We start from the raw sequence: 22,973 nt of genomic DNA on the forward strand, positions 1-22,973 counted from the left end.
ACGGTTTTCATTATAATGGATATTGTTTTTTTAGTCAATATTAATTAAGAATGAATTTAAACAACACCTTATAATGGTAACATAGTTGTTATGCCCGCCTTGAGGGCAAATTAAACCCTGACTTCAGCAAAAAAATGCTATAAAAGGGTTGCATTTATTTACCTTCTCAGTTTAGCATGTCTAATATCGGGAATAAACAAATGTGCTCATACTCTTACAAAATCTTTTCCACAGAATAAATTCCCACTTAGTAATATTGAAACAGAACATAGGAAGGATGAACAACGAATGTTTAAGATGCAAGACATCAACTGGGAACAGCTTCTTACCAATGCTGGAGTTATTGTGTTAAAACTTATTGCCATTACTATCGTCTTTTTACTTGTACGAGCAATTGGTAAAAAAGTTATTGAACGTTCCTTTGAAAGAATGAGTGAGCGCGAAAACGCTACGCGCGGACGTATGCTCACACTCAAAAGTTTAACCGTTAATGTGTTTTCATATGTACTTATTTTTATTTTTGTCGTCATGCTGCTTGAAGCAGTAAATATCCATGCGACAGCTTTATTAGCTGGTGCCGGAGTTGTGGGTCTAGCAATCGGGTTCGGTGCTCAAGGACTGGTTAGCGACATTGTAACAGGTTTCTTTTTACTTCTTGAAAAACAGCTTGATGTTGACGACTATGTAACAACCGGAAGTTTTTCAGGAATTGTCGAATCAGTAGGTCTGCGTACTACTCAAATTCGCGGGTTTGATGGAACTTTACACTATGTGCCTAACCGTGAAATTACAAGCTTAAGCAATCATTCCCGAGGCAATATGCGCGCGTTGATTGATATTGGCATTTCGTATGATGATGATATTGACAAAGCAATTTCCGTACTAGAAAAAGTATGCGAGCGCGTTGCTGCAACAAATGAAAACATTGTAGAAGGACCAAGCGTAATAGGAGTTCAAGGTCTAGGCGCGTCGGACGTTGTGCTTCGTGTAGTTGGCAAAGCTAAAAACGGTGAGCAGTGGGGGGTTGAACGTCAGCTTCGCAAAGAGTTTAAAGAAGCATTTGACGCAAACGGTATTGATATTCCGTTCCCTCATCAAGTAAATATTGATAAAAAGCAGCCTGAAGATGCCAAGCAGCCTCAGCATGCATAAAAAATAGCCGAAGGATTTGTTCCTTCGGCTTTCTTTTATCCTTGTACCTTGTTGCCTACTTGCTGACAAATTTCTTCTGCCGTTAATCCGCTAGCTGTAATAACTGAGCCTTGCGTTACTGCATCAGAAATCCCCATTACGTTTGAATCCTGTCCTGTTACAACACAGCAATCGCACCCTTGTGCATCACTTTCGTTGCGTAATTGTACCACTTCATGTCCGAGCTGCTGAAGTGCAGCCTGTACATCTGTTAAACCGTATTCTACACCAATTCGTGCCATCGTTGCCCACCTCCTCATGCTATTAATTTAGCCATAAGGAAAAATGATTATACGATTTATTGATTGCCTTTATGTTCAAAATATTTTGTAATGAGTGAAATCGCAGTATCTATTGCGCCTTCATGAGGCTGCAGCTTTGCATGATGAAGCCCATATTCAGACTGAACGCCAAGCCAAAACATAAATCCAGGAATATCTTTTAGCATATAGCCAAAATCTTCTCCTGTCATTGCTTCTTTGCACTCAATAACATCCACGTCCGTTTGCGCTTTGGCAAACTCCATAAACTCTCGCGTGACTTCATGGTGATTATATACTTGATGATACATACAACCATAATCAATGGCTGTTTCACACTGATACCCTACTTCTACTCCTTTAACAATCGCTTCAATTCGTTCTTTAACACGCATCATTGATTCAGGAGATAGCGTGCGAATGGTTCCTTCTATGCGAGCTCGCTCCGCAATAATATTTTGAACCGTCCCGCCTTGAATTTTTCCTACTGTAATTACAGCGCTGTCTAGCGGATCAACGTTGCGAGCAACAATCGTTTGAAGCTGTGAAACGAGCTGACAAGCAGCAACTACCATATCATTTGTTGTATGTGGATAAGCAGCATGCCCGCCTTTTCCTTTTAAATCAATAAATAGCTCAGACGTGTTAGCAAATAGTAACCCTTCCTTCAGTGCAATCGAGCCAACCGGATATTCAGGCGCTACGTGAAGGGCGAAGATGAAATCTGGAAGCCATTCTTTCATGATATCGCTTTGGAGCATTGGCTGTGCTCCCCCTGGACCTTCTTCTGCAGGTTGAAAGATGAACAGTACATTATCTTTGATTTCATTCTGAGCAAAGTAAGTCAGTACGCCTAGCCCAATGGCCATATGCATATCATGTCCGCAGGCATGCATGAGTCCTTCATGCTGTGATTGAAAAGAATAATTCGTTTCTTCCGTGATAGGAAGACCGTCAATATCTGCTCGGTAGCCTATTGTTTTAGTTGGGTTTGTACCATGTACTTTAACAAAGAGTCCCGTTTTCCACGTCTTTACTTCTAAGCGCTCTTGCGGAAGAGTGTTAATATAATCAAGCAAAAAACGCTGTGTTTTCACCTCTTGAAACCCTAATTCAGGAATTTTATGTAGCTCTCTTCTTATTTTCACAAATTCATTTTCAGCCATGTGTATGTCCTCCTCACGAAATAAAGAAGAAAGCGTGGTTGCCCACGCTTCCAACTTGTCCATATGATACGTTTAAGGATTCAGTATCCCAATCGCTAAAACCTATTAATTCAGCAAAGAAAAAGCGCAAACTGATCGTTTTTCTTATTCTTCGTTTAATTGACGCAATTCTTGCTTGATTTCTGTTTTAGACTTTGTTTTTTCGTCAATTTCTTTAATAACGCGTGCTGGCGTACCTGCTACTACTGTGTAAGGAGCTACATCTTCGACCACAATTGCACCTGCAGCAACTACGGCACCTTTACCTACTGTTACCCCTTCAAGAACAACAGCATTAGCACCGATTACTACATCATCTTCTACTACAACTGGTTTTGCAGAAGGTGGCTCAATAACACCAGCTAATACAGAACCTGCGCCAATATGACAATTTTTTCCTACTGTTGCACGACCACCAAGTACTACGTTCATGTCGATCATTGTTCCTTCACCGATTACAGAACCGATGTTAATCGATGCACCCATCATAATAACAGCGTTGTCGCCGATTTCAACTTGATCGCGAATAATAGCGCCTGGCTCAATACGGGCTTTAATTCCTTTCATATCTAATAAAGGAATCGCAGAGTTGCGGCGATCGTTTTCAATTACGTAGTCTTCAATTTTTCCTTCGTTTGCTTCAATAGCAGCTTTGATGTCTTTCCATTCACCAAATACTACACCTGTGTTGCCCGTTACAAATGTTTTAGAAGATGAACCAAAGTCAATTCCTTCTACTTCACCTTTTACGTAAACTTTTACCGGTGTTGATTTTGTACTGTTTTGAATAAATGAGATAATCTCATTAGCATCCATCATTTTCATTATGTATTCCTCCTAAGTAAGCAATGTCTCATTTAATGTAACAAAATGCTTTCACAATGACAAGCATCATTATCGTTTTAATAAAAAGATAACGATTGCAAATAAAAAAAGCGAGCACCTGAGCTCGCTTTAGACCGTTTCTCTTACGTATTCACGTACAATATCAACAAATGCTCGAACTTGCTTCAGTTTAAACGCTGATTCATATCCAACTAAAGAAGTGTCTCGTGTAATTGGCTCGCCATTTGCTTTTAGAAGCGGCGTCCGATGAATATGGCTTCCAGCTTCTTTGATAGCAATCGATGGTAAAATAGCGAAACCAAGACCATTTAAAGCCATTTGTTTACACGTCTCAATCTGATCCACTACAATCGTACGCTTCGGTGTAGTATGAAACTCTCGATGCCACCATTCTAAAATTTCTTGATAATACGTTGAGTCACTTTTAAATTGAATAAATGGTCGATGAGTATTTACTACTTCCGCTGCCCTTTCAATTTCTGAATCAACTAGGTAAAGAGGATCTGTAAACAAATGTTCTTTGACGCCTTTCCAATCCGGATTTCCGCGTATGATTCCAATATGTACCTCATCTTCGTACAGATAGCGAAGCATTTCACTGCTCCAGCCGGTTACAAGAGAGATTTTAGCATGTGGGTAACGATCCATATAGCGTTTTAACACCGCCGGCAGCCAGTGCTGTCCAATAATCGAAGCCACCGCTAATTTGAGTGTACCATATACTTCATTATCTAAATGATGCAAGTCCTCGCGAACCCGATCTTCTTTTTCTACTACTTCTTTTGCAAATTGAACAATCTTTTCTCCAGCAGGCGTTAATGACAGTCCTTTTTGCGAACGAATGAAGATTTGTGTATCCCATGCTTTTTCAATGGTTTGCAGCCTCTGTGATAAAGCTGGTTGCGATACAAATAATCTCTCTGCAGCTTTTCTCATATTTAATTCTTGAGCTAATACAACGAGCATTCGACATTCTATTAATTGCATTCAGTTATTCCTTTCAAGCCTCTTTTTACTTTCATTTTACCTTTATCATATAAGAAAAAAACGGAGAAAGATAGGCTGAAACACGATTTCTTAAAAAAATTATTGAAATGACTCTTTCGGGAGAATGATGGACTGCCTCCTTAATGACTTTAACAAATTTCTTCGCGTTAAAATCCCTTCAAAAATACCATCTTCATTCTCTACGCACAAAAAAGGATGGTTAATCATGGCATTTATGACTTTTAATACGGATTTTTTCATGGAGACACGAGGAACATTTTGATTCATAACTTCTTCTACTTTCATGGTTTCTAATCGTTCAAATTCAATGCGCTTTAACCCTAAAATCGAATCTAAAATAAGCGTCATGCTCACGAACCCCTGCAGCTGAAACCTTGGGTTTAATACGGGAATGGACGTATAGCCAGTCTTTGTTAACACAAGCAAAGCATGTTCTAAATTATTTCCCACTTGAACATGAGCAACTTTATCAGAAGTGACAAGCAAATCTCGAAGTTCAATTTGATTTAACTGATTGTGATCAATATCAATCATTTATACATTCTCCTTCCATTTCTCATAACTTCCACGTGTGTAAAGAGAAAAAGAACAAGCTACAAAATGAAAATAGCTTGCTTACGTAAATGCGAACCTTTAAGAGGGAATAGAAGCAGACACACTCGATGTTCTCCCTTATATGTTAAGTCTAGATTTTTTTAAAACAAGTGTCAACGAAAGTTCATAATTATCTGAATTTTTTATTTTGTTTTTTTTACAGCATTCGACCCTTTCCTTCCATTTATCAGAAAATCCGCTATCACTTTGTCGGTATTTCTCGGGAAAATAGGACAGAAGCCACCGCAAAAACTCCATACGCAGTAACAAAAAAATGCCGCAAAGTATAAAATCCTTTGCGGCATTCGTTTTGCTTTATCCCTTAATGAATAAGTTCAAAAATTTCAATTGCAATCATATCAACGTTATCAAATTGATAAATAGCTGGCTTTTCACCATCTTGATATACTTCAAGTTCGTATGTTTCAGTTTTTGCATGATATTTCACGCTGCAAATTCTTTTTCCCTCTACTTCGAAGAAGCGTTGTGGCGCTTCACTTCCACTTGCTTGCTCACGGAGATTCACAAGACGAGTTAAAATACCTTGTAATTGTGACATATAATCTCTCCTTTCACCTATTACATCATTACGCATTCGACTTTTCTACAATATCAATTCAAATAAGTACTTTATCTAAACTAATACTTAAAAGACACCATTTCACTATATGCCACATACTAAAAAAACACAAGTACTTTACGTGATTTTTCATAAGAAAATGCCTTATTATAGCGATATATGTCGTTTTTTATTATAATAACATAGCGATATACTATGTATCATCCAAAACTTCATTCTACTTTAACACCATTCATTTTGATATAGGGAGGTGCTTTCATTGAGATCTATAGAGCTGTACACACAACCAGCTTGCCCACCTTGCGAAATTGTTAAACAGTTTTTACAGCATCACCACGTTTCCTATAAAGAATTTGACGTATCTAAAGATGCTTCTGCTCGAAAACGAATGACTACTGAGTTAGAGTCTTATTCCACTCCGACTATTCGTGTTGATCAGGAAATTATCAGAGGGTTTGACCTTCAAGCGCTTGAGAAGCTTCTGAACATTGGGTAACAGAAACACTCAAAATAAGCTTTTCTCGGCTATTTTGAGTGTTTCTTACTATATATAAGCTTTTGCACCTTCCATTTCCCCTGTTTTTTTACTAAAGTGATCATTTCATAATGATCTTGGTATTTTACTCGTTCATTATGCACAGCCGGAAAAAATTGATAGACATAAGCTTTGTTTTGGTCGGAATGAAGAGCTACCTTCGTCTGTTCATCGAAAGAAAAGAAAGGGATGTAGTGTGTTAAATATTCAGGTCCCTCTCCGACATACCCTTGAGCTTTTTGTAAGAGAGCCTCATTAAAAAATACGGATGCATACTCATCATCTAAAAATAATTTCAGCTCACGAGCAGCATCTTGATTAGCATGGGCAGACGCAGCTCTTAGCTGAGCCTGATAAGCGTCCTGCAAATTTATAAAGATTTCATGCCTAATCTCTCCTGACACTTCTGCATGAACAGATTTTCCTGAGTACAAGGTCATCATCAAAAAGACAAGTAAGCATATTTTCTTCAAATTAACTCAGCTCCTTCGCTTCTTTTTTATTAGAATTCCGAAATTTCCCCTGCCTATGCATATCTCTATAACCGACTGTCGTTCCCCTCTAAAAAAACATAAAAAACCGGCAACCGCTTTTGCTGATTGCCGGTTTAACTTCAACTTATATATTCTCTACAAAACGTCTCTTTCATATAAAAAAGAATATGAAATATCAAGGAATATATAGTGCATATTATCAATCGGATACGAAAAAGTCCGGATATTCTCACCTGTTTCAATATCATTATACAAATCTGATAATATGCCTTTTTTTTCATAGCTCATTCGAATAATATTCTCAAGAAAATATGGGCGCCAGCTCCAATTTTTCTTTACATATTCAGGCTCAAGAATCCAATCCTCGTTTTTCTTTACATAGTTAGAAGACTTTTGAAATCCATTTTCATCGCAGATGTAAAGGCGAAAACACACGTTGGATAGTTCTTCTGCAATAACAGGCAGCATATCGTCATACGTTTCTAGCTTTCTGCACTTTGTCATTACCTGCTGCATTTTATCTTGAAAGCGTTCCGTCAGCTGGTAAACAGCAAGCAGCTTTTTCTTTTCATGAGCGATATACATTTCGAAACGTTCCTTTAGTTTATCCTTTAAGATGTTCGGATCGACAAGTTCAGCAGCCGGCTTATGTAAATAATAACCTTGAAAATATCTGCCTCCGTTTCTCCATGCATACTGCAGCTGATAGGAGGCTTCTATATCTTCATATAGAAGCGTAGCACCCATTTTTCTTGCTAAAAGAGATAAAGAATACAATACGTCTTGATACGACTGCGCCATGTCCGTTTGTCTTAGAATATGTAAATCTACTTTTAAGATATCTGGTGACAGCAACCCAATTCTGTCTAGATTACTACTTTCTTTTCCTATATTATCAATTGCAATCTTAATACCATATGTTTGATAATACTTTAGTAAGTGTTGAAGCGATTCCAAATCTCCACTAAAATTGTGTTCTGTAATTTCGAGAACAATTCGATCAAGCGATAATCCTTTATTTTCGAAAAGTTGCAATAATTCTAGCAAGGATTCTCCATGATCGTTCATTAATAAATTAGGGTTCTGATTAATAAAAATTAAAAATTGTTCTTCCTGGGTCAACATATGCTCGAGCGCTTGTGTTAAAACAGCATAATCAACTTCTATGCGATATTCATCCGGAATCGCATCATCATGAAAGAATGGGCCGAGACTTTCAATTTCCCCTTCATTTTGAAACCTCGCCAACACTTCATAGCCAATTACTCTATGTCCATCTGCACTAAAAATTGCTTGATAATACGGAAGAGTTTTCTCTATGTTTGTTAATACATCTAACGGGTCCACTCAACTCTCCCCTCTCCTTGTTCACTTTACGTTAGTATAATACGAATAGCATAATTTTGCTAGCCCTTCTAGGTTTGCTTTGTACTTTTTAGTGCGTATCCAACCTTAAAAAGGATGCTGATTTAGCCACTGTCCCCCGTCCATTGTGATGCATTCACCATTGATATAAGATGCTTCATCGGAGAATAAGAAACTAGCTAATCCTGCTATTTCCTCAGGAGTTCCAAGGCGTCCTAATGGTACAGAATTCAATGTACGCGCTTTCATTTTTTCTGACTCAAATAACTTATCGGCTCCTCCTGTTCGCTCGATCGGCCCCGGCGCAATCGCATTCACCCGTATACCGTATTTCTTTCCCCACTCTACTGCGAGCGTGCGCGTCATGGTTAAAACTCCTGACTTGGCACAAGCTGAATGAATAACACCTGCTCCTGCGTTCCACGCATATGTAGCCACAATGTTTGTAATGGCTCCTTTTGTACCTTTATCGATCCAATATTTCCCTACTGCGGAACTGCAATAAAATGTACCATTTAATACAATATTAATTACGCTGTTCCATCCATTAACGGATAAGTCTTCAGCTGCACATATAAAATTTCCTGCAGCATTATTAACTAAAAAATCAATTTGTCCAAATGCCTTGTCTGTTTCTTGAACCATTCGTTCCACATCTTCTGGATTGCGTACATCCATCACCACGGAAAGTACCTGTCCATCAAACGTTTTAATTTCCTTTTCTGTCTCTTGTAATCGATCGGCTGACCTACCTGTGATTACCACATGAGCACCTTGTTCTGCAAATCGCTTCGCCATATGTTTTCCCATTCCACTTGAACCGCCAGTAACAATTACGACCTTGTTCTTCAATTTATCTTCCTCCCCAAAACATAAGTGTTTTACAACTATTATTTTACTATTTTTTCTGAATAAAGTGAAACTTTTATCTATTTAACTTAAAAGCAGACTTCTCGTTGTGATGATAAAAAAAACAATGCTATAATGAAAACTTGAAAACTATAAGGAATAGGTTGATTTTGCATGAAAAAGACGTATACAAGACGATCTTTTTTGAAAGGACTAGCGTCTATTTCGTTAGGGTCTTTGCTCACCACGTCTTTTGGGTATACATATGCCAAATATATTGAGCCTAGACGTCTGCAAATTGTTCGTCATACAATTACTTCTAAAAACATTCCGAAAAGCTTTAACGGAATAAAAATTTTACAATTTAGTGATATTCACCTTGGACTCTCTTATGATTTATTACAACTAGAACAGCTTATGGTAACCATAAATAATTTGAAGCCTACTATTATATTATTTACTGGAGATTTAATGGATGTACCTAATGAATACCCGCATCCAGAAAGAATTCCCCCGATTTTACAGAGGCTTCAGGCTCCTCTTGGAAAATATGCTATATATGGTAATCATGATCATGGAGGATATGGAACAAATATCTACAAACAAGCCATTGAAGACGCAGGATTTAGACTTCTAGTAAATGAAGTTGACACAGTGTCCATGCCCGATAAAAGCTACATTCATATTTGTGGACTCGATGATATTATGCTTGGGAATCCACAATATGAGGGAACGCTAGGACAATTACAGCCGGATATCTTTTCTATTGCTATGATTCATGAACCTGACGTTGCTGTCAAAGCAGCTCCTTTTCCAGTGGATCTTCAGCTCTCCGGCCATAGTCATGGAGGCCAAATTCAAATTCCTTTTTACGGTCCTTTGATTACACCGCCCTTTGGGACGGTTTACCCTGAAGGAATGTACGAAGTTGGAGATTCTAAAATGAAGCTTTATGTGAATAGAGGCTTAGGAACCACGCGCATTCCTTTTCGTTTTTTAGCTACGCCTGAAATTACGCTTTTCACCTTGCAATCAACATAAAAACGCCCTTACAGGGCGTTTTTATGTTGATTGTCTTTTTTTAGCTGATCGTGACCGCCTAATTCTAGTCTTAAAGAAATAAACCAGGCTCAAAAGCTTCCGTTCAGCCATACACTACAAAGACAACTGACAAGGAGGTTAAATTATGTACTATCAATATCCCTATACAGGATATCGTAATATTCCAAATGGTGACGAGCGCTTTTTTGGATTTCCTTTTGTTGCTGGCTTAGCTGGTGGGCTGCTTGGCGGACTAGCTGTTGGCGGTTTTGGAGGCAGACCTGGGTGCTGTCCACCACCTTATCCTTATCCAGTTCCGTTTTACGGCGGTGGATTTCCTGGAGGAGGCTACCCTGGTGCCGGCTTTGGAGGCGTTGGATTTTCTGGAGGAGGCTACCCTGGTGCCGGTTATGGAGGCGGTGCTCCTGTTTATAACACATACTACGGACCTGGATACGGTCCTGGTGGTCCCATTCCTAGATAATAACATGACTAAAAAGCCGAGCACTCGGCTTTTTTTATGTTATTCTTGATCGTCGCAAAGAGCATATTGACAAAAGATCTCTTGGCTATTAATAGAGAGCTCATGTTCTTTTTTTATGACGTAATGATAATTCCCTTCTTGATCTTGTTCTCGTGCTTTTACATTATCAGCAAGCATAACTTCAAGCCACTTCCACACTTTTTTTTTCAAATGTGTATCCAAGATAGGAAATAAAATTTCTACTCGTTTCACCATATTTCTTGTCATCATATCTGCAGATGAAAAGAAAAACTTTTCCTGTTTATTATGATGAAAATAATAAATTCGGCTATGTTCTAAAAATCGTCCGACAATGCTTCTTACTCTGATATTCTCGCTAACGCCTTGAATTTGAGGGCGCAAGCAGCACGCTCCTCTAACAATGAGTTCGATTGTCACACCCGCTATAGAAGCTTCATATAGCTTCATAATTAAAATTTTATCCGTCAATGAGTTCATTTTCCCAATGATTCTTCCATTGCCATACCGTCTGTGATACTGGATTTCCTGATCAATGAGATGCAAAAAATCGTTTCTTATATCAAATGGTGCAACGGATAAATGATGATATACTGGTTTTTGCGTATAGCCACTTAAGTAATTAAAAAAATTGGCCGCATCTATCCCGATGTTTTGGTTGACAGTAAAAAGACTTATATCCGTATAGATCTTTGCCGTCGCATCGTTGTAATTCCCAGTACCAAGATGAACAAATCGCTTAATATGCTCTCCTTCTCTTCTCACCACGAGCGTAATTTTACCATGCGTTTTTAAATGCGTCATTCCATATATCACGTGGCATCCTGCCCGCTCTAGCTCTTTAGCCCATTGCACATTATTCTCTTCATCAAACCTTGCTTTTAGTTCAACTAGTACCGTCACTTGTTTACCTTTTGCAGCCGCTCGTTTTAATGCTTTAATAACGGGAGAATCTCCGCTTACCCTATATAACGTCTGCTTAATAGCAAGCACATTTTCATCGTCTGCTGCACAGTTAACAAAGTCAAGCACCGGCTTAAACGATTCATAAGGATGGTGAAGCAAAATGTCTCTTTGAATCATTTGATCGAAAACATTTTGATCCGGGTGTAACTGTGTTGTAACCTTAGGAATAAAGGCTTTTTCAGCGAGCTCTTCATGGGTAGATTTAAGTAATCTATAAAACGAAAACAAACTGGTTAAATCCAACTGTTCTTTGATCTCATACACATCTTCATCGTCAATTTCAAGGACTGACTTTAAATACGCTAGTACACCCTGATCGTATGGACTCTTAATCTCAAGCCGAACAGCCGCTCCCCATTTTCGTTTCTGCAACTCTTCTTCAATCTCTTTTAATAAATCTTGAGCGTCTTCTTCGTGAATAGTCATATCTGCGTTGCGGGTAATTCGAAATTGAGAAACGGAAGAAACGCAGTATCCCTTAAACAACTTTTTAATAAAATAGGCAATCACATCCTCTAGCAATACAAATAGACGGGTAGAATCTGACGTAGCTATTTCAATATAGCGCGTTAGCATCGAAGGTACTTGAACGATAGCTAGTCTTCCTTTTATCTCGGCAATTTGCTGCTCATCATTTAACTTTTCTGAAAGGACGACTGCTAAGTTCAAGCTTTTATTCATCAACATAGGAAACGGCCGGTATGTATCAATAGCCATAGGAGTTAATACGGGAAAGATTTGCTCGTCAAAATACTGTTCAAGCTTATCTAGATTTGATTTCTCCAGCTTTTCAACCGAAATGATTTCCACACCGTATTTCTGTAATTCGGGAAGAAGTGTGTGAATATACGTATCATACCGCTGCTTGACAAGCTCGTGGTTTTGTTTGGAGATAGAGAATAGCTGCTGTGTAGGAGTTAAGCCTGCTTTGTTTTCGGGTTTGTTAAATCCAGCCTTCACCTGATCTTTTAACCCCGCTACCCGAATCATAAAAAACTCATCCAGATTCGAACTGAAAATCCCTAGAAATTTAAATCGCTCAAGCAAAGGGTTTTTCGTATCTACAGCTTCTTCCAGCACCCGCTTGTTAAAGGCCAGCCAGCTCAATTCACGATTATTGTAATAAGCTGAATCAGCCACTTGTATGGTTTGCTTATAAGTGCGATTACTTTCTAACATTAGCCTCACCTTCCAGGATAATGAATTTAATCTAGTTAGCTATACTGAATATTCTAACCGATCCAGCGTTATTCTAAAGCTTAGTAAATTCAAGAACAATATTTTTTTTCACTACTTTTTCTAGATGCTTTTTCTGTTTTTCAGCCTGATATTGTTCAGGAAGAAAGGTTTTTGTACATAATAGTTTAATCGTCACTGTGTTTTCATCGCTTTTCACATCAATATGTTGAACAACATTTCGCTTTGTTGCATGTAAGCCATCAGCTATTTTTAAAAGTGCACCGAGCAGCTGGACTTTTTTTTGTTCGTCTTTTGTTAACCACTTTTTAAAAGGAGCAACATATTTCCTAAAAGAAGACTTCCCTTTATATGAAGAAACAAGTGCCAGCTTTAAACGTTCTCTATGTGAAATTCCATCTATTGTACGATTAGCAAGCACATAAAACGTATGCTGGCTGCTTGATTCCGCATCAATATACTTTCCTATATCATACACTTGCGCAGCTTTTATAAGAAGCGCTAAGTCATCCTCTTTTAACTCAACCGGTCCCTGCTCCCTAAGATGCTGAAACATCATACTAGCTGTGCGCGTAAGCTGTTTGACGTAATCTTTACTTACTTCAAACTCTTCCATTATTTCTTGAAAACTTTGCTGTATGACATCGAGGTACATTGGCTGGATATTAGCATCAGATGCTTCTTTAAATAACACCCCTTCTCTCAAGCCTTTGCGGCTTAGGATGAAGCGAGTCGCGTTCACTGTTTCATATAATGATTGAAATACTTCAATCGCTGGCAAAATTGTATCCGCACGATCGTTTGACAAGCGGTCTAGCTTTTGAAGATTGTGATAAGACAACGAGCCTATAGCAGATTTCACATGCAATATATCAGCTAAATTCATATCATATTGATGCAGCCCCGCGAGAGGATAGTGGATAAAACCTTGATGCAGTTGCACCATACTTCTTGCACTTCCTCCAATTGCTACAATCGGCACATGACGATTTAAAAGCCAAGGGACAGCATGGAAATGCCGGATCACGAAATCCCGGATTTTCGCTTTTTCTTCTGCAGTGGGAATATTGCCTTTGACGAACTGCAGACGTAGAGATAAGGCACCGAATGGAAAGCTGTGGTACTGCACTAACTCTCGATTGCGAAAATATGTAACTTCCGTACTTCCCCCGCCAATGTCAATTGTAATGGCTTCTTCGATCGAAGTGGAATGAATAACTGCAACAAAGCCGTAATACGCTTCTTCATATTCAGACAATAGTTGAATAGAAAAGCCCGTTTCTTTTTTTACAAGGGCTAGAACTTCTTTTGCATTAGTCGCTTGACGGATGGTAGCTGTGGCCACACAGGTAACGCGCAGCAGCTGATAATGCTTGGTAATAACTCCAAACGTTTTAAGCGTATCAAGCAAGGTATGTATTCCTTTAGCCGTTAACACTCCTTCTTTATCTAAATAATTTCGAATCCGTGCAGCTACTTTCACGTTTTCAATTTGCTTAAACCCTCTGCCTTTTTTGTATTCATAAATAACAAGGCGTATCGTATTTGAACCTATATCAATCAGTCCATGCTTATAAGTCAATGTAATTTCAACACCTTTTTCAAAATAACTTTAAAAAGTCACTTTTACTTTTTTCAATCGTATACTGTTACAGCATAGTCATATATCAAAGGAGCGAAGTTAATGAGATATATAGTAAAGCGCGGTGAAACCTGGCAAAGCGTTTCAGGTGACTACCGGATTCCGGTTGAAGACCTGTGGATGGCTAATCCTTTTGTAAGCCATCATGCGCTGAAGCCTGGGCAAGTAATCATCATTCCAAACCTCCCCGATAAAGAGCTCATTCCTTACACGATCCACGTGTTTATTGCTGAAAAACAGCTTGAATTACGAAGAAATAATATCATACAAAAAGTCTATCCCATTGCAGCAGGAAAAATGCTGAGCGCAACCCCTACTGGAGACTTTGTTATCGTTAACCGGGAACCAAACCCCGGGGGGCCTTTTGGTACAATGTGGCTAAGCTTGTCTAAAAAGTCATATGGCATTCACGGAACAAATGATCCAAGTTCTATTGGAAAAGCCGTATCCAAAGGATGCATTCGTATGTATAATGCCCAAGTAAATGAGCTAGCTCAAATTGTGCCAAATGGTACTGGTGTTTATATTCGACCCTCTCGACGAATGGCTCAATAGTTCGGGATTTACTAATCAATGATTGTTTAACTGTGCGAGCAGCATTTTTTAAAAATAGAAAGTATGGCGTGCTGTTCCACTTTACTTGTATAAGGAAGCGTAACAAAACAAACCCTATACATAGGAAATTTCATTAATTACCAAAATACTTCTTCGTGTAATTATTTTCAAATGGGACAAGACACGCTATAATGAACGTATCAGCTTTCACCTTATAGGTTGAACAGCTGATATGATAGAAAGGGAGTGAACGTATGTCTCAAGCAAATGGACAAGGCTCTTTGACCCCGTCTGTATCTGAGATTGCACAAGCTATTTTCACTGTAAATCGTCACGCAAAAGCTGCTCCTGATCCTAAGCAGTTATATACGTTAAAGAAAATTGCATTAGATCAACTAATTTTAGAAGGAAAAGCAAAAAAAGAAGGACTTCACTTTTCGCCAAACCCTGGTAAAAGTCAACAAAAATCAGATGTACTTGTATCAGTTGGAGACTACTTTTTCCATATGCCTCCAAAGAAAGAAGACTTCAAAGAGTTATCACACCTCGGCCATTTAAACCATCAGTATCGAAATCCCAAAACGACTATGTCATTATCTTATGCGAAGCGCTTATTATCTAAATATACGGGTTATCTCGTACAGCCGGCTAAAAGCCCTGTTTCGACTCCAAGAAAACGGCAAGCACCTGTGTTTAAACCGCTGGGTAAAAGTTATTTTTAAAAAAAGTGCCTGAAGTGGAGCAATCTGCTTTCAGGCACTTTTTTGTCTTCCTACAAAATATAGAGATCAATCAACTCAACAAGCTCTCCGATTTCCGGCTTACTTACTTGTCCTTCCGCTCCTACCATTTTTCCCTTGTGACGTAAATCTTCTGTGATAAGAGAAGAGAAAATAATAACTGGAAGGATAGAAAGCTGAGGATTTTCTTTCACTTTTTTAGTTAAATGATGGCCATCCATTTGCGGCATTTCTATATCTGTAATAAGCAGCTGGACTTGATCACTGATTTCCACTCCTTCATCGATCACCGAGCTTAGATAGTTCCATGCTTCCTCACCGTTCTCGAAAAATTCCGTGTTCTCATAACCTGCTTGTGCAAGAGTATCTTCAATCATTCGGCGCAGCAGCGGCGAGTCTTCAGCCACGACAATCTTTTTATTAGAACGTTCTCTAGCCCCTAGCTTTTTTATTTTCGACTGATTAATACCGGCATCAGGGTTCACATCAGAAATCAACTTTTCGAAGTCTAACAGCAGAAGCATTTGCCCGTTTAATTTTACCACTCCAGTAATCTGCGTTTCCAAACCTTGATACAAATCTGAAGGCTTCTCAATTTCTTTCCAAGAAATACGGTGAATTTGCGTTACTGCGTGTGTGTGAAAGACTATTTTTTGCTGATTGAACTCTGTGACGATTAACTTATCTTTTTCCGGCGTATTTGAAGGTTCCATTTTTAACGCTTTTGCTATGTCAACGACAGGAAGAACTTCTCCTCTTAGCTCTATAATACCTTCTATGTAAGAATGCGCATTTGGAACAGGTGTAATAGATACGGGATTAATAATCTCTCTAACTTTTACTACATTGATGCCAAATAAAACATTTCCTATCTCAAATTCGACAATTTCCAGTTCGTTTGTACCACTTTCTAACAGTATTCCTTTATCTTGATTCATATCACTTACTCCTCTCATCTCACCCGCTTATCTAATAGTTCATATTTCCTATTATAGTGACCGCCTCTTATATCCGTAAAGAAAAATTTTCTTATTTTATTATCCTTTTTCCCTAAAACATATACATAAAATATTGTTTTACGAATTAACAGAATATTATATACTATATAAAAACATGAGCGTTGATCCCTTTCGTCTTATCCTCTGCTCAGTTTTTTACTTGCTCTACTTTACTTCTCTATACTAGCTTATGAACTTGAGTCAAACGACCACTCCTATTCAAATGAGGTGTAATTTATGAACAGAGGATTACAAAAAGAAGAAACAAAAAAACGCATTCAAAAAGCAGCTATCTCTTTATTCCAACAGCAGGGATATCAAAAAACGACTGTGTCTCAAATTACGCATGAAGCGGGTGTAGCAAAGGGAACATTTTTTAATTACTTCAAAACAAAAGAAGAAGTTCTTCACTACCTTGGAATTAATTTCACAAACCGTATCTCCTATAAATTAGAACAGCTCCTTCAAACCGAAGAATCAACTGCTGCCATTGTTAAACAACTGTTTTTATTACTAGCACAATCAAACGAAGAAGCGAACCCTCACCTAATCCGTTCTTGGTTTCATATTGCTATTACCAACAGTTCCTTTCAACAATCTGAAATTCTTCAAATTGAAAAAATGCGCGCTCATTTTACAAAAGTTTTTCAAACAGGACAAGACCGAGGTGAACTTATAGTCGATATCCCTGCCGAAGAAATGGCTTCTATTGCTATACTTAATTTTTTTGGCACCCTTCTCTACTGGTGTACTAACCAACCCGACTCTGCTACCCTTCAAGAAAGAATAGACAAGTCGGTTACTCTTCTATTTAGAGGGTTTCTTATTCATTCCTAAAAGCCTGTTCACAAATTTTTAACAAGAAATCGAAGATAGCTGTGGACTCTACAGCCAAAACGGTTTATACTACACAAAGTGAATGAATAATCTTAAAAGAAGGTGTTCGTAATATGAAAGGCTCCGTCATTCTTTTTAATGACGATAATGAAATGACCATTATTGAAAACGTAGAAGAAGCTGTATATCAAGATATTAAAGAACAAGAAGGCTCTGATCACTGCGTTGTCACATTGGACGATCATGAAGTTGATTTTGGCTACGTTTCCCCCGTTTATTGGCGTGAAGGCCAAATACACACTGACTAATATACAAGACCTGCATATATATGCAGGTCTTTTTATGCACTTATTTTTTTGAATCTAGAATTGAACGTGAAGCAAGGAACCTCTGATTTCCTAACACATACCTTAGCACATTCGCAGTTAAAAACAGGGTTAACAACTATATAGAAAGGGTACATTTCAAATAATAGAAGCTGCGTTTTATTTTAAAAAAGGAGGTTTATGTTATGAGTTCTTATCGAAAAAATATGAATCACTATCCTCACTCATCTCAGTACACACCTTACCAACACTATTACGCAAAAGAAGCTGATCGTATTTTAACGGCTATGAGTACAAACTTTAATAAACAGCATTTGAAATCTCTTATCGACGATGCGTTAGATAACAGAGATGAAGAACAATTTTATGAACTAACAACTGCTTATAATAAGCTATATAACACCTAACTTAAAACCACTATTTGCAAAATGCGCAAATAGTGGTTTTTTACCTATTTTCATTGTGATAAAATGAGTTGAAAATACGCGGAAGGATTTGAAACCATGGAGCACTTAATCAATAAACGTGTCAAAGAAATTGAACTATCAGGAATACGTACATTTTATAATATGGTCTCACAATACCAAGATGTTTTATCCCTCACAATTGGACAACCTGACTTCTTAACACCACAGCATGTAAAAGAAGCGGCAAAATCTGCAATTGATGGTAACCAAACTTCTTATACCCACAATGCTGGAACAATCGAACTGCGCGAGGCAGCAGCTCAATTTGTCAAAGAAAAATATGACTTGCACTATAACCCAGCGGATGAAGTAATTGTGACCATTGGAGCTAGTCAAGCAATTGATATTGCTCTTCGCACCATTTTAGAAGAAGATTCCGAAGTTATCTTGCCTGGACCTGTTTATCCAGGATACGAACCGCTTATCCGGTTAAACGGCGCTAAACCTGTACATATTGATACAACCGAAACAGGATTTCGACTAACTGCGGATTTAATCGAACAACATTTGACCTCTAAAACAAGATGCGTCATCTTACCTTATCCGTCTAATCCTACAGGCGTGACGTTGTCACAGCAAGAATTAGAAGAAATTTCCGCTCTTTTAAGCGATAAAAATATTTTTGTACTATCTGATGAAATATACAGCGAGCTCGTTTTTGATAAAAAACATCAGTCCATTGCCTCCATTTCATCTATGAGAGAGAAAACAATTGTTATTAACGGAGTATCAAAGTCTCACTCCATGACGGGCTGGCGAATTGGTCTTTTATTTGCTCCTTCTTATTTAGCCAAACATATTTTAAAAGTTCATCAATACAACGTGAGCTGTGCTTCTTCTGTCTCTCAAGCAGCTGCACTCGAGGCACTGACAGCAGGTAAAAACGATGCGGTGGATATGAAAAAAGAATACGAACAAAGACTGAATTATGTGTATAACCGACTAGTAAACATGGGATTTGACGTAGAAAAGCCGACTGGTGCTTTTTATATCTTCCCTTCTATCCAGAACTTCCACAGTAATTCATTTGATTTTGCCCTGGAGTTAGTCAAAGAAGCGGGTGTTGCACTAGTACCCGGCAGCGCTTTTTCTTCCCAAGGTGAAGGATATGTACGCCTGTCGTATGCGTATTCCATGAACACGCTGCGTGAAGCCTGTGATCGAATTGAAGCTTATCTTACATCTCGTCAATCACGTTAAACCGGTGGTAAGAAGTGTATGCATTTTTTTGTGAGTGATAGCACATAAGAGCGGGTATACTAGAAGCATATAAATTGACTTCAATAGTGTATCATTATAAAATGTGCATCGATTCACTAAAGAAATACATACTTTTAACGGAGGTTTTTATTATGACAAAAGATTTTTTTGATGTGGTAAATGAACGTACATCGATTCGAGAATATGACTCTTCAGCTAAATTAAGCAAAGAAGAATTAACGGAACTTTTAGAAGCAACAGTGAAGTCACCATCAGCTTGGAACTTACAGCACTGGCATTTCGTTGTTATTACAGACCAAGATGCGAAAGAACGTCTACTTCCAATTGCTTACAACCAAAAACAAATTACAGAAGCAGGCGCTGTAGTAGCTGTGTTAGGTGATTTAGAAGCCAATAAAAATGTAGATGACGTGTACAACCCACTAGTCGAAGCAGGTCACATGACAGAAGACGTAAAAAACATTTTGTCAGGACAAATTAATGGCGCTTATAAAAACGGTGCTTTTGCCCGCGATGCCGCGTTTACAAATGCTTCGCTTGCATCTATGACATTCATGCTTGCAGCAAAAGCAAAAGGATATGACACATGTTCAATGGGCGGATTTAACGCACAAAAATTTGTAGAAGAGTTTAAAATTGAGGATCGATACATTCCAGTTATGCTTATTTCAGTTGGAAAAGCAGCTAAAGAAGCACATGCTAGCGATCGTTTACCATTAGATCAAGTTACAACTTGGATTTAACAAAAAACCCTGCAGCTGCAGGGTTTTTCTATGTAACTAAATGGATTTCACCATGCCTCCGTCGATTAGAAATGACTGGCCTGTCATATATGAATTCGCTCCCGAGACAAAGAAAGCAACGGCTTTAGCAAACTCTTCAGGCTGACCGTAGCGCTTAAGAGGAATTTGGTCTCTCATCTCTTCTTCAATTTCTGAAACATCTACTCCCAATTTTTCAGCACGAATGGTATCTAGCTCTTTCACTCGGTCTGTTGCAATTCTTCCTGGCGCAACCGTGTTAATTAAGATACCGTCCTCTGCTAGTTCTGAAGCAAGTGTTTTCGTAAGTCCCACGATTCCTGTACGGAAGGTATTTGACAGAATAAGTCCAGCAATTGGCTCTTTAATGGAAGAAGAAGCAATATTGACAATACGTCCTCCGCTCTTTTTCATAAAGGGCACTACCTCACGAATAATACGAATATAGCTGAGGAGATTTGACTCAAATGCATGCTTCCAATCATCATCTGTTAACGAAAGGAAGTTCCCAGCTTTAGGACCTCCTGTATTATTAATTAAAATATCAATAGTTCCAAACGTATCTACTGTATATTGAATAACATCTTGAATGTCCTCTGTTTTTGTAACGTCTGCCGTTTTATGTAACACTTGTCCGCTTCCAAGGTATGAAATCTCTTCTGCTACTTGGGCTAGTTTCTCTTCTGAACGACTTGCAATCATAACGTTTGCGCCTTCTTCTGCGAGCCTAGCAGCAATCGCTTTGCCAAGCCCTTGGCTGGCTGCAAATACAAGCGCTGTTTTTCCTTTTAATTCAACATCCATTTCTTTCACCTCGTCTAATAGTTCGAATCTTTTTAACTTTATCACGTTCTCGTCAAATTCTTCAATAAATATGAAATAATTTCTTTTTTCCATATGGTATACTTAATTATCTGAAAATTATTTCTTAAAGGAGGCAAAAAAGCAGTGTATAAAAAGCAATGCTTTGTCTTTCATCAAAATAAGCCTGTAATATGTACGGTACGATCATATACATCGAATGATTTTGATGAGTTGATTCGGATTCAAGAAGAAAGTTTTCCCCCTCCTTTCCCTTCTGAATTATTATGGAGCAAAGATCAGTTAAATAACCATGTTTCCCTTTTTCCGGATGGAGCGCTATGCGTGGAGATAGACGGGACAATATGCGGATCTATCACAAGCGCGATTGTTTCAGTGGAAGGAAATGCGGCTCACACATGGGATGAAGTAACAGGAAGCGGATATATTCATACGCACGACCCTTCTGGTAATACGCTTTATGTAGTAGACGTGTGCGTCACTCCTTCGCATCGATCGATGGGGCTTGGCAAGCTTCTTTTGCAGTCTTTATATGACGTGGTGATTCATTACAAGTTAGAAAGGCTGCTCGGCGGGTGCCGCATCCCTGGATACGCACCAGTGTCTTCCTTGTACACGCCCGTTGAATATATGAACCTTGTATCAGCCGGAACTCTCTACGACCCCGTTATGACCTTTTTGATGCGCTGTGGCAGAACGCCTATTGGCCTCGCAACAAATTATATTGAAGATGAAGATTCACACAACTACGCCGTACTAATGGAATGGAAAAATCCATTTTACACGTCTATTCAAAAAGAGGCTGGGACAAAAGCATTTTAGCCCAAGTGAAAAACGAACCATTAATCAACATGTTTGATTAGTGGTTCGTTTTTTTGTGATGGTGAATATAGTTTTATCTGTCTCGTTCCTTCTAGCAGTTGATTGGATTCATTACGTTATGTCTCAACTTCTTTTTAGATTATTGAACTTCTTCAATGCTCCACTCCAGTTCTTTATGAGTCAGAACAAGATGCGCCTGCAATTTACTCATCTCTTTGTGCTCAAACCGATCATTATACATTTCATTCATATCGTCAAAATCACCGATTGTATACAAAGGAATTTTAATATCTTTACGGGATTGAACCATATGTTCAAAATCAATAAACAAACCGTCATTCGTTAAAGTAAGAAGCGTATTTGCTAACACGAGCGGCAAGATCGGATATTCTAACTTCTTCCTTCTAAATACAAATCTTTTTTGCTTAATTGCTGACATTTTTAACGGAATGATTCGGCTTAAAATATGCTTCATATCATACACGTCTCGAAAATAGATTTTGTTATAAAATCCATCATCGTGAGCTAAATAAACAAATTGATTACCGAGTTTATTATTAAATGGCGAATTGAGCGGTTTTTTTAAATGACCTAAATACAGCAGCGCTGCAATATCTTGAGGTTCTAACAAATCCAACGAAGATATATCCTCAAAATCAATCCAACAAAAATCGCCATAATTATAAACATCATCCTCTGCTAAAAGATGAATTTGTTCTTCTTCTACGTAGTCCATATGGGTTTGGTAATGGTAATCACTGTCTTCAAAACCGTGCTTTAACAATAATATATTTGCAAGCGGCGTAGGAAGGGAATGATAAAACTCTTTAAATTCAATTCCATATGTAATAAAGCATTTTTTATTTACATGGCCATTAATATAAACGATATCTCTTATTTCATCTGCTTTACTCAACCGTTCTAACCACCTTATTGATTGATTCTGTGATCGATATGTAACCGTTCTACTGATTTATATATTATACTTCTAAAATAAACAATGTGTAAATATATATTGTTGGCAATTTCTTTTGTATTCACTCCCCCTTCTACTGATCATTTTATTGGATAGGAAAGAAAGGTATAGAGCTGATCGTGAATGTGGTAGAATGTGTGTATCTTATTAATTAGCATGTATGAACACGGAGG

At 38.2% G+C, this 22,973-nt stretch carries 26 protein-coding genes; 12 read left to right on the plus strand and 14 right to left on the minus strand.

Features of this window, described 5'->3' with window-relative positions:
• Positions 1 to 288 precede the first annotated feature (288 nt).
• The gene (locus ACH6EI_RS17880; RefSeq protein WP_071276184.1) at positions 289 to 1,152 is read left to right on the plus strand and encodes a mechanosensitive ion channel family protein; all 864 of its coding nucleotides are present in this window, start codon (positions 289 to 291) and stop codon (positions 1,150 to 1,152) included.
• A 35-nt stretch (positions 1,153 to 1,187) separates the two neighbouring features.
• Here ACH6EI_RS17880 and ACH6EI_RS17885 read toward each other — a convergent pair whose 3' ends face one another.
• The 6 genes from ACH6EI_RS17885 to ACH6EI_RS17910 form a co-directional block, all read right to left on the minus strand.
• Positions 1,188 to 1,433, minus strand: a complete 246-nt coding sequence (locus ACH6EI_RS17885; RefSeq protein ID WP_013056040.1) for a YkuS family protein — start codon at positions 1,431 to 1,433, stop codon at positions 1,188 to 1,190.
• A gap of 56 nt (positions 1,434 to 1,489) precedes the next feature.
• Positions 1,490 to 2,617 carry an N-acetyldiaminopimelate deacetylase gene (locus ACH6EI_RS17890; protein ID WP_098112881.1) on the minus strand — a complete coding sequence of 376 codons (1,128 nt, stop codon included), beginning with the start codon at positions 2,615 to 2,617 and terminating at the stop codon, positions 1,490 to 1,492.
• Between the two features lie 144 nt (positions 2,618 to 2,761).
• Positions 2,762 to 3,481, minus strand: coding sequence for a 2,3,4,5-tetrahydropyridine-2,6-dicarboxylate N-acetyltransferase (dapD, locus tag ACH6EI_RS17895; RefSeq protein ID WP_098112880.1), 720 nt, complete (start codon positions 3,479 to 3,481; stop codon positions 2,762 to 2,764).
• A gap of 129 nt (positions 3,482 to 3,610) precedes the next feature.
• Entirely contained in the window at positions 3,611 to 4,489 is an 879-nt protein-coding gene (locus tag ACH6EI_RS17900; protein ID WP_013056037.1) for a transcriptional regulator CcpC, read from the minus strand.
• A gap of 99 nt (positions 4,490 to 4,588) precedes the next feature.
• The gene (gene cbpB / locus ACH6EI_RS17905) at positions 4,589 to 5,044 is read right to left on the minus strand and encodes a cyclic-di-AMP-binding protein CbpB (protein WP_013056036.1); all 456 of its coding nucleotides are present in this window, start codon (positions 5,042 to 5,044) and stop codon (positions 4,589 to 4,591) included.
• A gap of 382 nt (positions 5,045 to 5,426) precedes the next feature.
• Positions 5,427 to 5,663, minus strand: a complete 237-nt coding sequence (locus ACH6EI_RS17910; RefSeq protein WP_108674524.1) for a YkuJ family protein — start codon at positions 5,661 to 5,663, stop codon at positions 5,427 to 5,429.
• A 280-nt stretch (positions 5,664 to 5,943) separates the two neighbouring features.
• On the opposite strand from ACH6EI_RS17910, the gene ACH6EI_RS17915 reads away from it, so the two are divergent.
• Positions 5,944 to 6,180 (plus strand): glutaredoxin domain-containing protein, encoded by a 237-nt coding sequence (locus ACH6EI_RS17915; RefSeq protein WP_013056034.1) that lies wholly within the window; start codon positions 5,944 to 5,946, stop codon positions 6,178 to 6,180.
• 29 nt (positions 6,181 to 6,209) lie between these two features.
• On the opposite strand, the gene ACH6EI_RS17920 is transcribed toward ACH6EI_RS17915, so the two are convergent.
• The 3 genes from ACH6EI_RS17920 to fadH all read right to left on the minus strand — a co-directional run bounded on the left by ACH6EI_RS17920 (position 6,210) and on the right by fadH (position 8,930).
• Positions 6,210 to 6,692, minus strand: a complete 483-nt coding sequence (locus tag ACH6EI_RS17920) for a DUF3993 domain-containing protein (RefSeq protein ID WP_028414118.1) — start codon at positions 6,690 to 6,692, stop codon at positions 6,210 to 6,212.
• A gap of 156 nt (positions 6,693 to 6,848) precedes the next feature.
• Complete coding sequence (locus ACH6EI_RS17925; protein ID WP_013056032.1) at positions 6,849 to 8,060, minus strand: EAL domain-containing protein; 1,212 nt, start codon at positions 8,058 to 8,060, stop codon at positions 6,849 to 6,851.
• A gap of 105 nt (positions 8,061 to 8,165) precedes the next feature.
• Positions 8,166 to 8,930: a 2,4-dienoyl-CoA reductase gene (gene fadH, locus ACH6EI_RS17930; RefSeq protein WP_028414119.1), complete on the minus strand. Its 765-nt coding sequence runs from the start codon at positions 8,928 to 8,930 to the stop codon at positions 8,166 to 8,168.
• A 171-nt stretch (positions 8,931 to 9,101) separates the two neighbouring features.
• Between fadH and ACH6EI_RS17935 the strand changes: the two genes are divergently transcribed.
• Together ACH6EI_RS17935 and ACH6EI_RS17940 are read left to right on the plus strand one after the other, a co-directional pair.
• On the plus strand, positions 9,102 to 9,968 hold the full coding sequence (locus ACH6EI_RS17935) for a metallophosphoesterase (RefSeq protein WP_013082275.1): 867 nt from the start codon (positions 9,102 to 9,104) through the stop codon (positions 9,966 to 9,968).
• A 145-nt stretch (positions 9,969 to 10,113) separates the two neighbouring features.
• Entirely contained in the window at positions 10,114 to 10,452 is a 339-nt protein-coding gene (locus ACH6EI_RS17940; protein ID WP_014461015.1) for a hypothetical protein, read from the plus strand.
• 39 nt (positions 10,453 to 10,491) lie between these two features.
• On the opposite strand, the gene ACH6EI_RS17945 is transcribed toward ACH6EI_RS17940, so the two are convergent.
• Together ACH6EI_RS17945 and ACH6EI_RS17950 are read right to left on the minus strand one after the other, a co-directional pair.
• Positions 10,492 to 12,615, minus strand: a complete 2,124-nt coding sequence (locus ACH6EI_RS17945) for an RNA degradosome polyphosphate kinase (RefSeq protein ID WP_034268157.1) — start codon at positions 12,613 to 12,615, stop codon at positions 10,492 to 10,494.
• A 73-nt stretch (positions 12,616 to 12,688) separates the two neighbouring features.
• On the minus strand, positions 12,689 to 14,215 hold the full coding sequence (locus tag ACH6EI_RS17950; protein WP_108674523.1) for a Ppx/GppA family phosphatase: 1,527 nt from the start codon (positions 14,213 to 14,215) through the stop codon (positions 12,689 to 12,691).
• Between the two features lie 102 nt (positions 14,216 to 14,317).
• Between ACH6EI_RS17950 and ACH6EI_RS17955 the strand changes: the two genes are divergently transcribed.
• Together ACH6EI_RS17955 and ACH6EI_RS17960 are read left to right on the plus strand one after the other, a co-directional pair.
• A complete protein-coding gene (locus ACH6EI_RS17955; RefSeq protein ID WP_028414122.1) occupies positions 14,318 to 14,830 on the plus strand; it encodes a L,D-transpeptidase family protein in 513 nt (170 codons plus the stop codon).
• A 254-nt stretch (positions 14,831 to 15,084) separates the two neighbouring features.
• Positions 15,085 to 15,552: a YkyB family protein gene (locus ACH6EI_RS17960; protein ID WP_028414123.1), complete on the plus strand. Its 468-nt coding sequence runs from the start codon at positions 15,085 to 15,087 to the stop codon at positions 15,550 to 15,552.
• 50 nt (positions 15,553 to 15,602) lie between these two features.
• Here ACH6EI_RS17960 and ACH6EI_RS17965 read toward each other — a convergent pair whose 3' ends face one another.
• Complete coding sequence (locus ACH6EI_RS17965; protein ID WP_048020021.1) at positions 15,603 to 16,508, minus strand: chemotaxis protein; 906 nt, start codon at positions 16,506 to 16,508, stop codon at positions 15,603 to 15,605.
• Positions 16,509 to 16,805: 297 nt separating this feature from the next.
• Here ACH6EI_RS17965 and ACH6EI_RS17970 point away from each other — a divergent pair, with 297 nt between their 5' ends.
• From ACH6EI_RS17970 to ACH6EI_RS17990, 5 genes are all read left to right on the plus strand, one after another.
• Positions 16,806 to 17,405 (plus strand): TetR/AcrR family transcriptional regulator, encoded by a 600-nt coding sequence (locus tag ACH6EI_RS17970; protein ID WP_013082269.1) that lies wholly within the window; start codon positions 16,806 to 16,808, stop codon positions 17,403 to 17,405.
• A gap of 113 nt (positions 17,406 to 17,518) precedes the next feature.
• Positions 17,519 to 17,713 carry a hypothetical protein gene (locus ACH6EI_RS17975; RefSeq protein ID WP_013056022.1) on the plus strand — a complete coding sequence of 65 codons (195 nt, stop codon included), beginning with the start codon at positions 17,519 to 17,521 and terminating at the stop codon, positions 17,711 to 17,713.
• Positions 17,714 to 17,916: 203 nt separating this feature from the next.
• On the plus strand, positions 17,917 to 18,138 hold the full coding sequence (locus tag ACH6EI_RS17980; protein ID WP_028414125.1) for an IDEAL domain-containing protein: 222 nt from the start codon (positions 17,917 to 17,919) through the stop codon (positions 18,136 to 18,138).
• A 96-nt stretch (positions 18,139 to 18,234) separates the two neighbouring features.
• Positions 18,235 to 19,398, plus strand: coding sequence for an aminotransferase A (locus ACH6EI_RS17985; RefSeq protein WP_028414126.1), 1,164 nt, complete (start codon positions 18,235 to 18,237; stop codon positions 19,396 to 19,398).
• Positions 19,399 to 19,550: 152 nt separating this feature from the next.
• A complete protein-coding gene (locus ACH6EI_RS17990; RefSeq protein WP_014461024.1) occupies positions 19,551 to 20,162 on the plus strand; it encodes a nitroreductase family protein in 612 nt (203 codons plus the stop codon).
• 36 nt (positions 20,163 to 20,198) lie between these two features.
• Here the strand turns inward: ACH6EI_RS17990 and ACH6EI_RS17995 are convergent, their stop codons facing one another.
• Complete coding sequence (locus ACH6EI_RS17995) at positions 20,199 to 20,984, minus strand: SDR family oxidoreductase (RefSeq protein WP_099000140.1); 786 nt, start codon at positions 20,982 to 20,984, stop codon at positions 20,199 to 20,201.
• Positions 20,985 to 21,128: 144 nt separating this feature from the next.
• Here ACH6EI_RS17995 and ACH6EI_RS18000 point away from each other — a divergent pair, with 144 nt between their 5' ends.
• Positions 21,129 to 21,824 carry a GNAT family N-acetyltransferase gene (locus ACH6EI_RS18000; protein WP_099000142.1) on the plus strand — a complete coding sequence of 232 codons (696 nt, stop codon included), beginning with the start codon at positions 21,129 to 21,131 and terminating at the stop codon, positions 21,822 to 21,824.
• Positions 21,825 to 21,963: 139 nt separating this feature from the next.
• On the opposite strand, the gene ACH6EI_RS18005 is transcribed toward ACH6EI_RS18000, so the two are convergent.
• Positions 21,964 to 22,740, minus strand: coding sequence for a hypothetical protein (locus tag ACH6EI_RS18005; protein WP_033578396.1), 777 nt, complete (start codon positions 22,738 to 22,740; stop codon positions 21,964 to 21,966).
• Positions 22,741 to 22,973: the final 233 nt, after the last annotated feature.

The sequence above is a fragment of the Priestia sp. JSM ZJ58 genome (assembly GCF_044383985.1).
Classification (GTDB): Bacteria; Bacillota; Bacilli; order Bacillales; family Bacillaceae_H; genus Priestia; species Priestia zanthoxyli.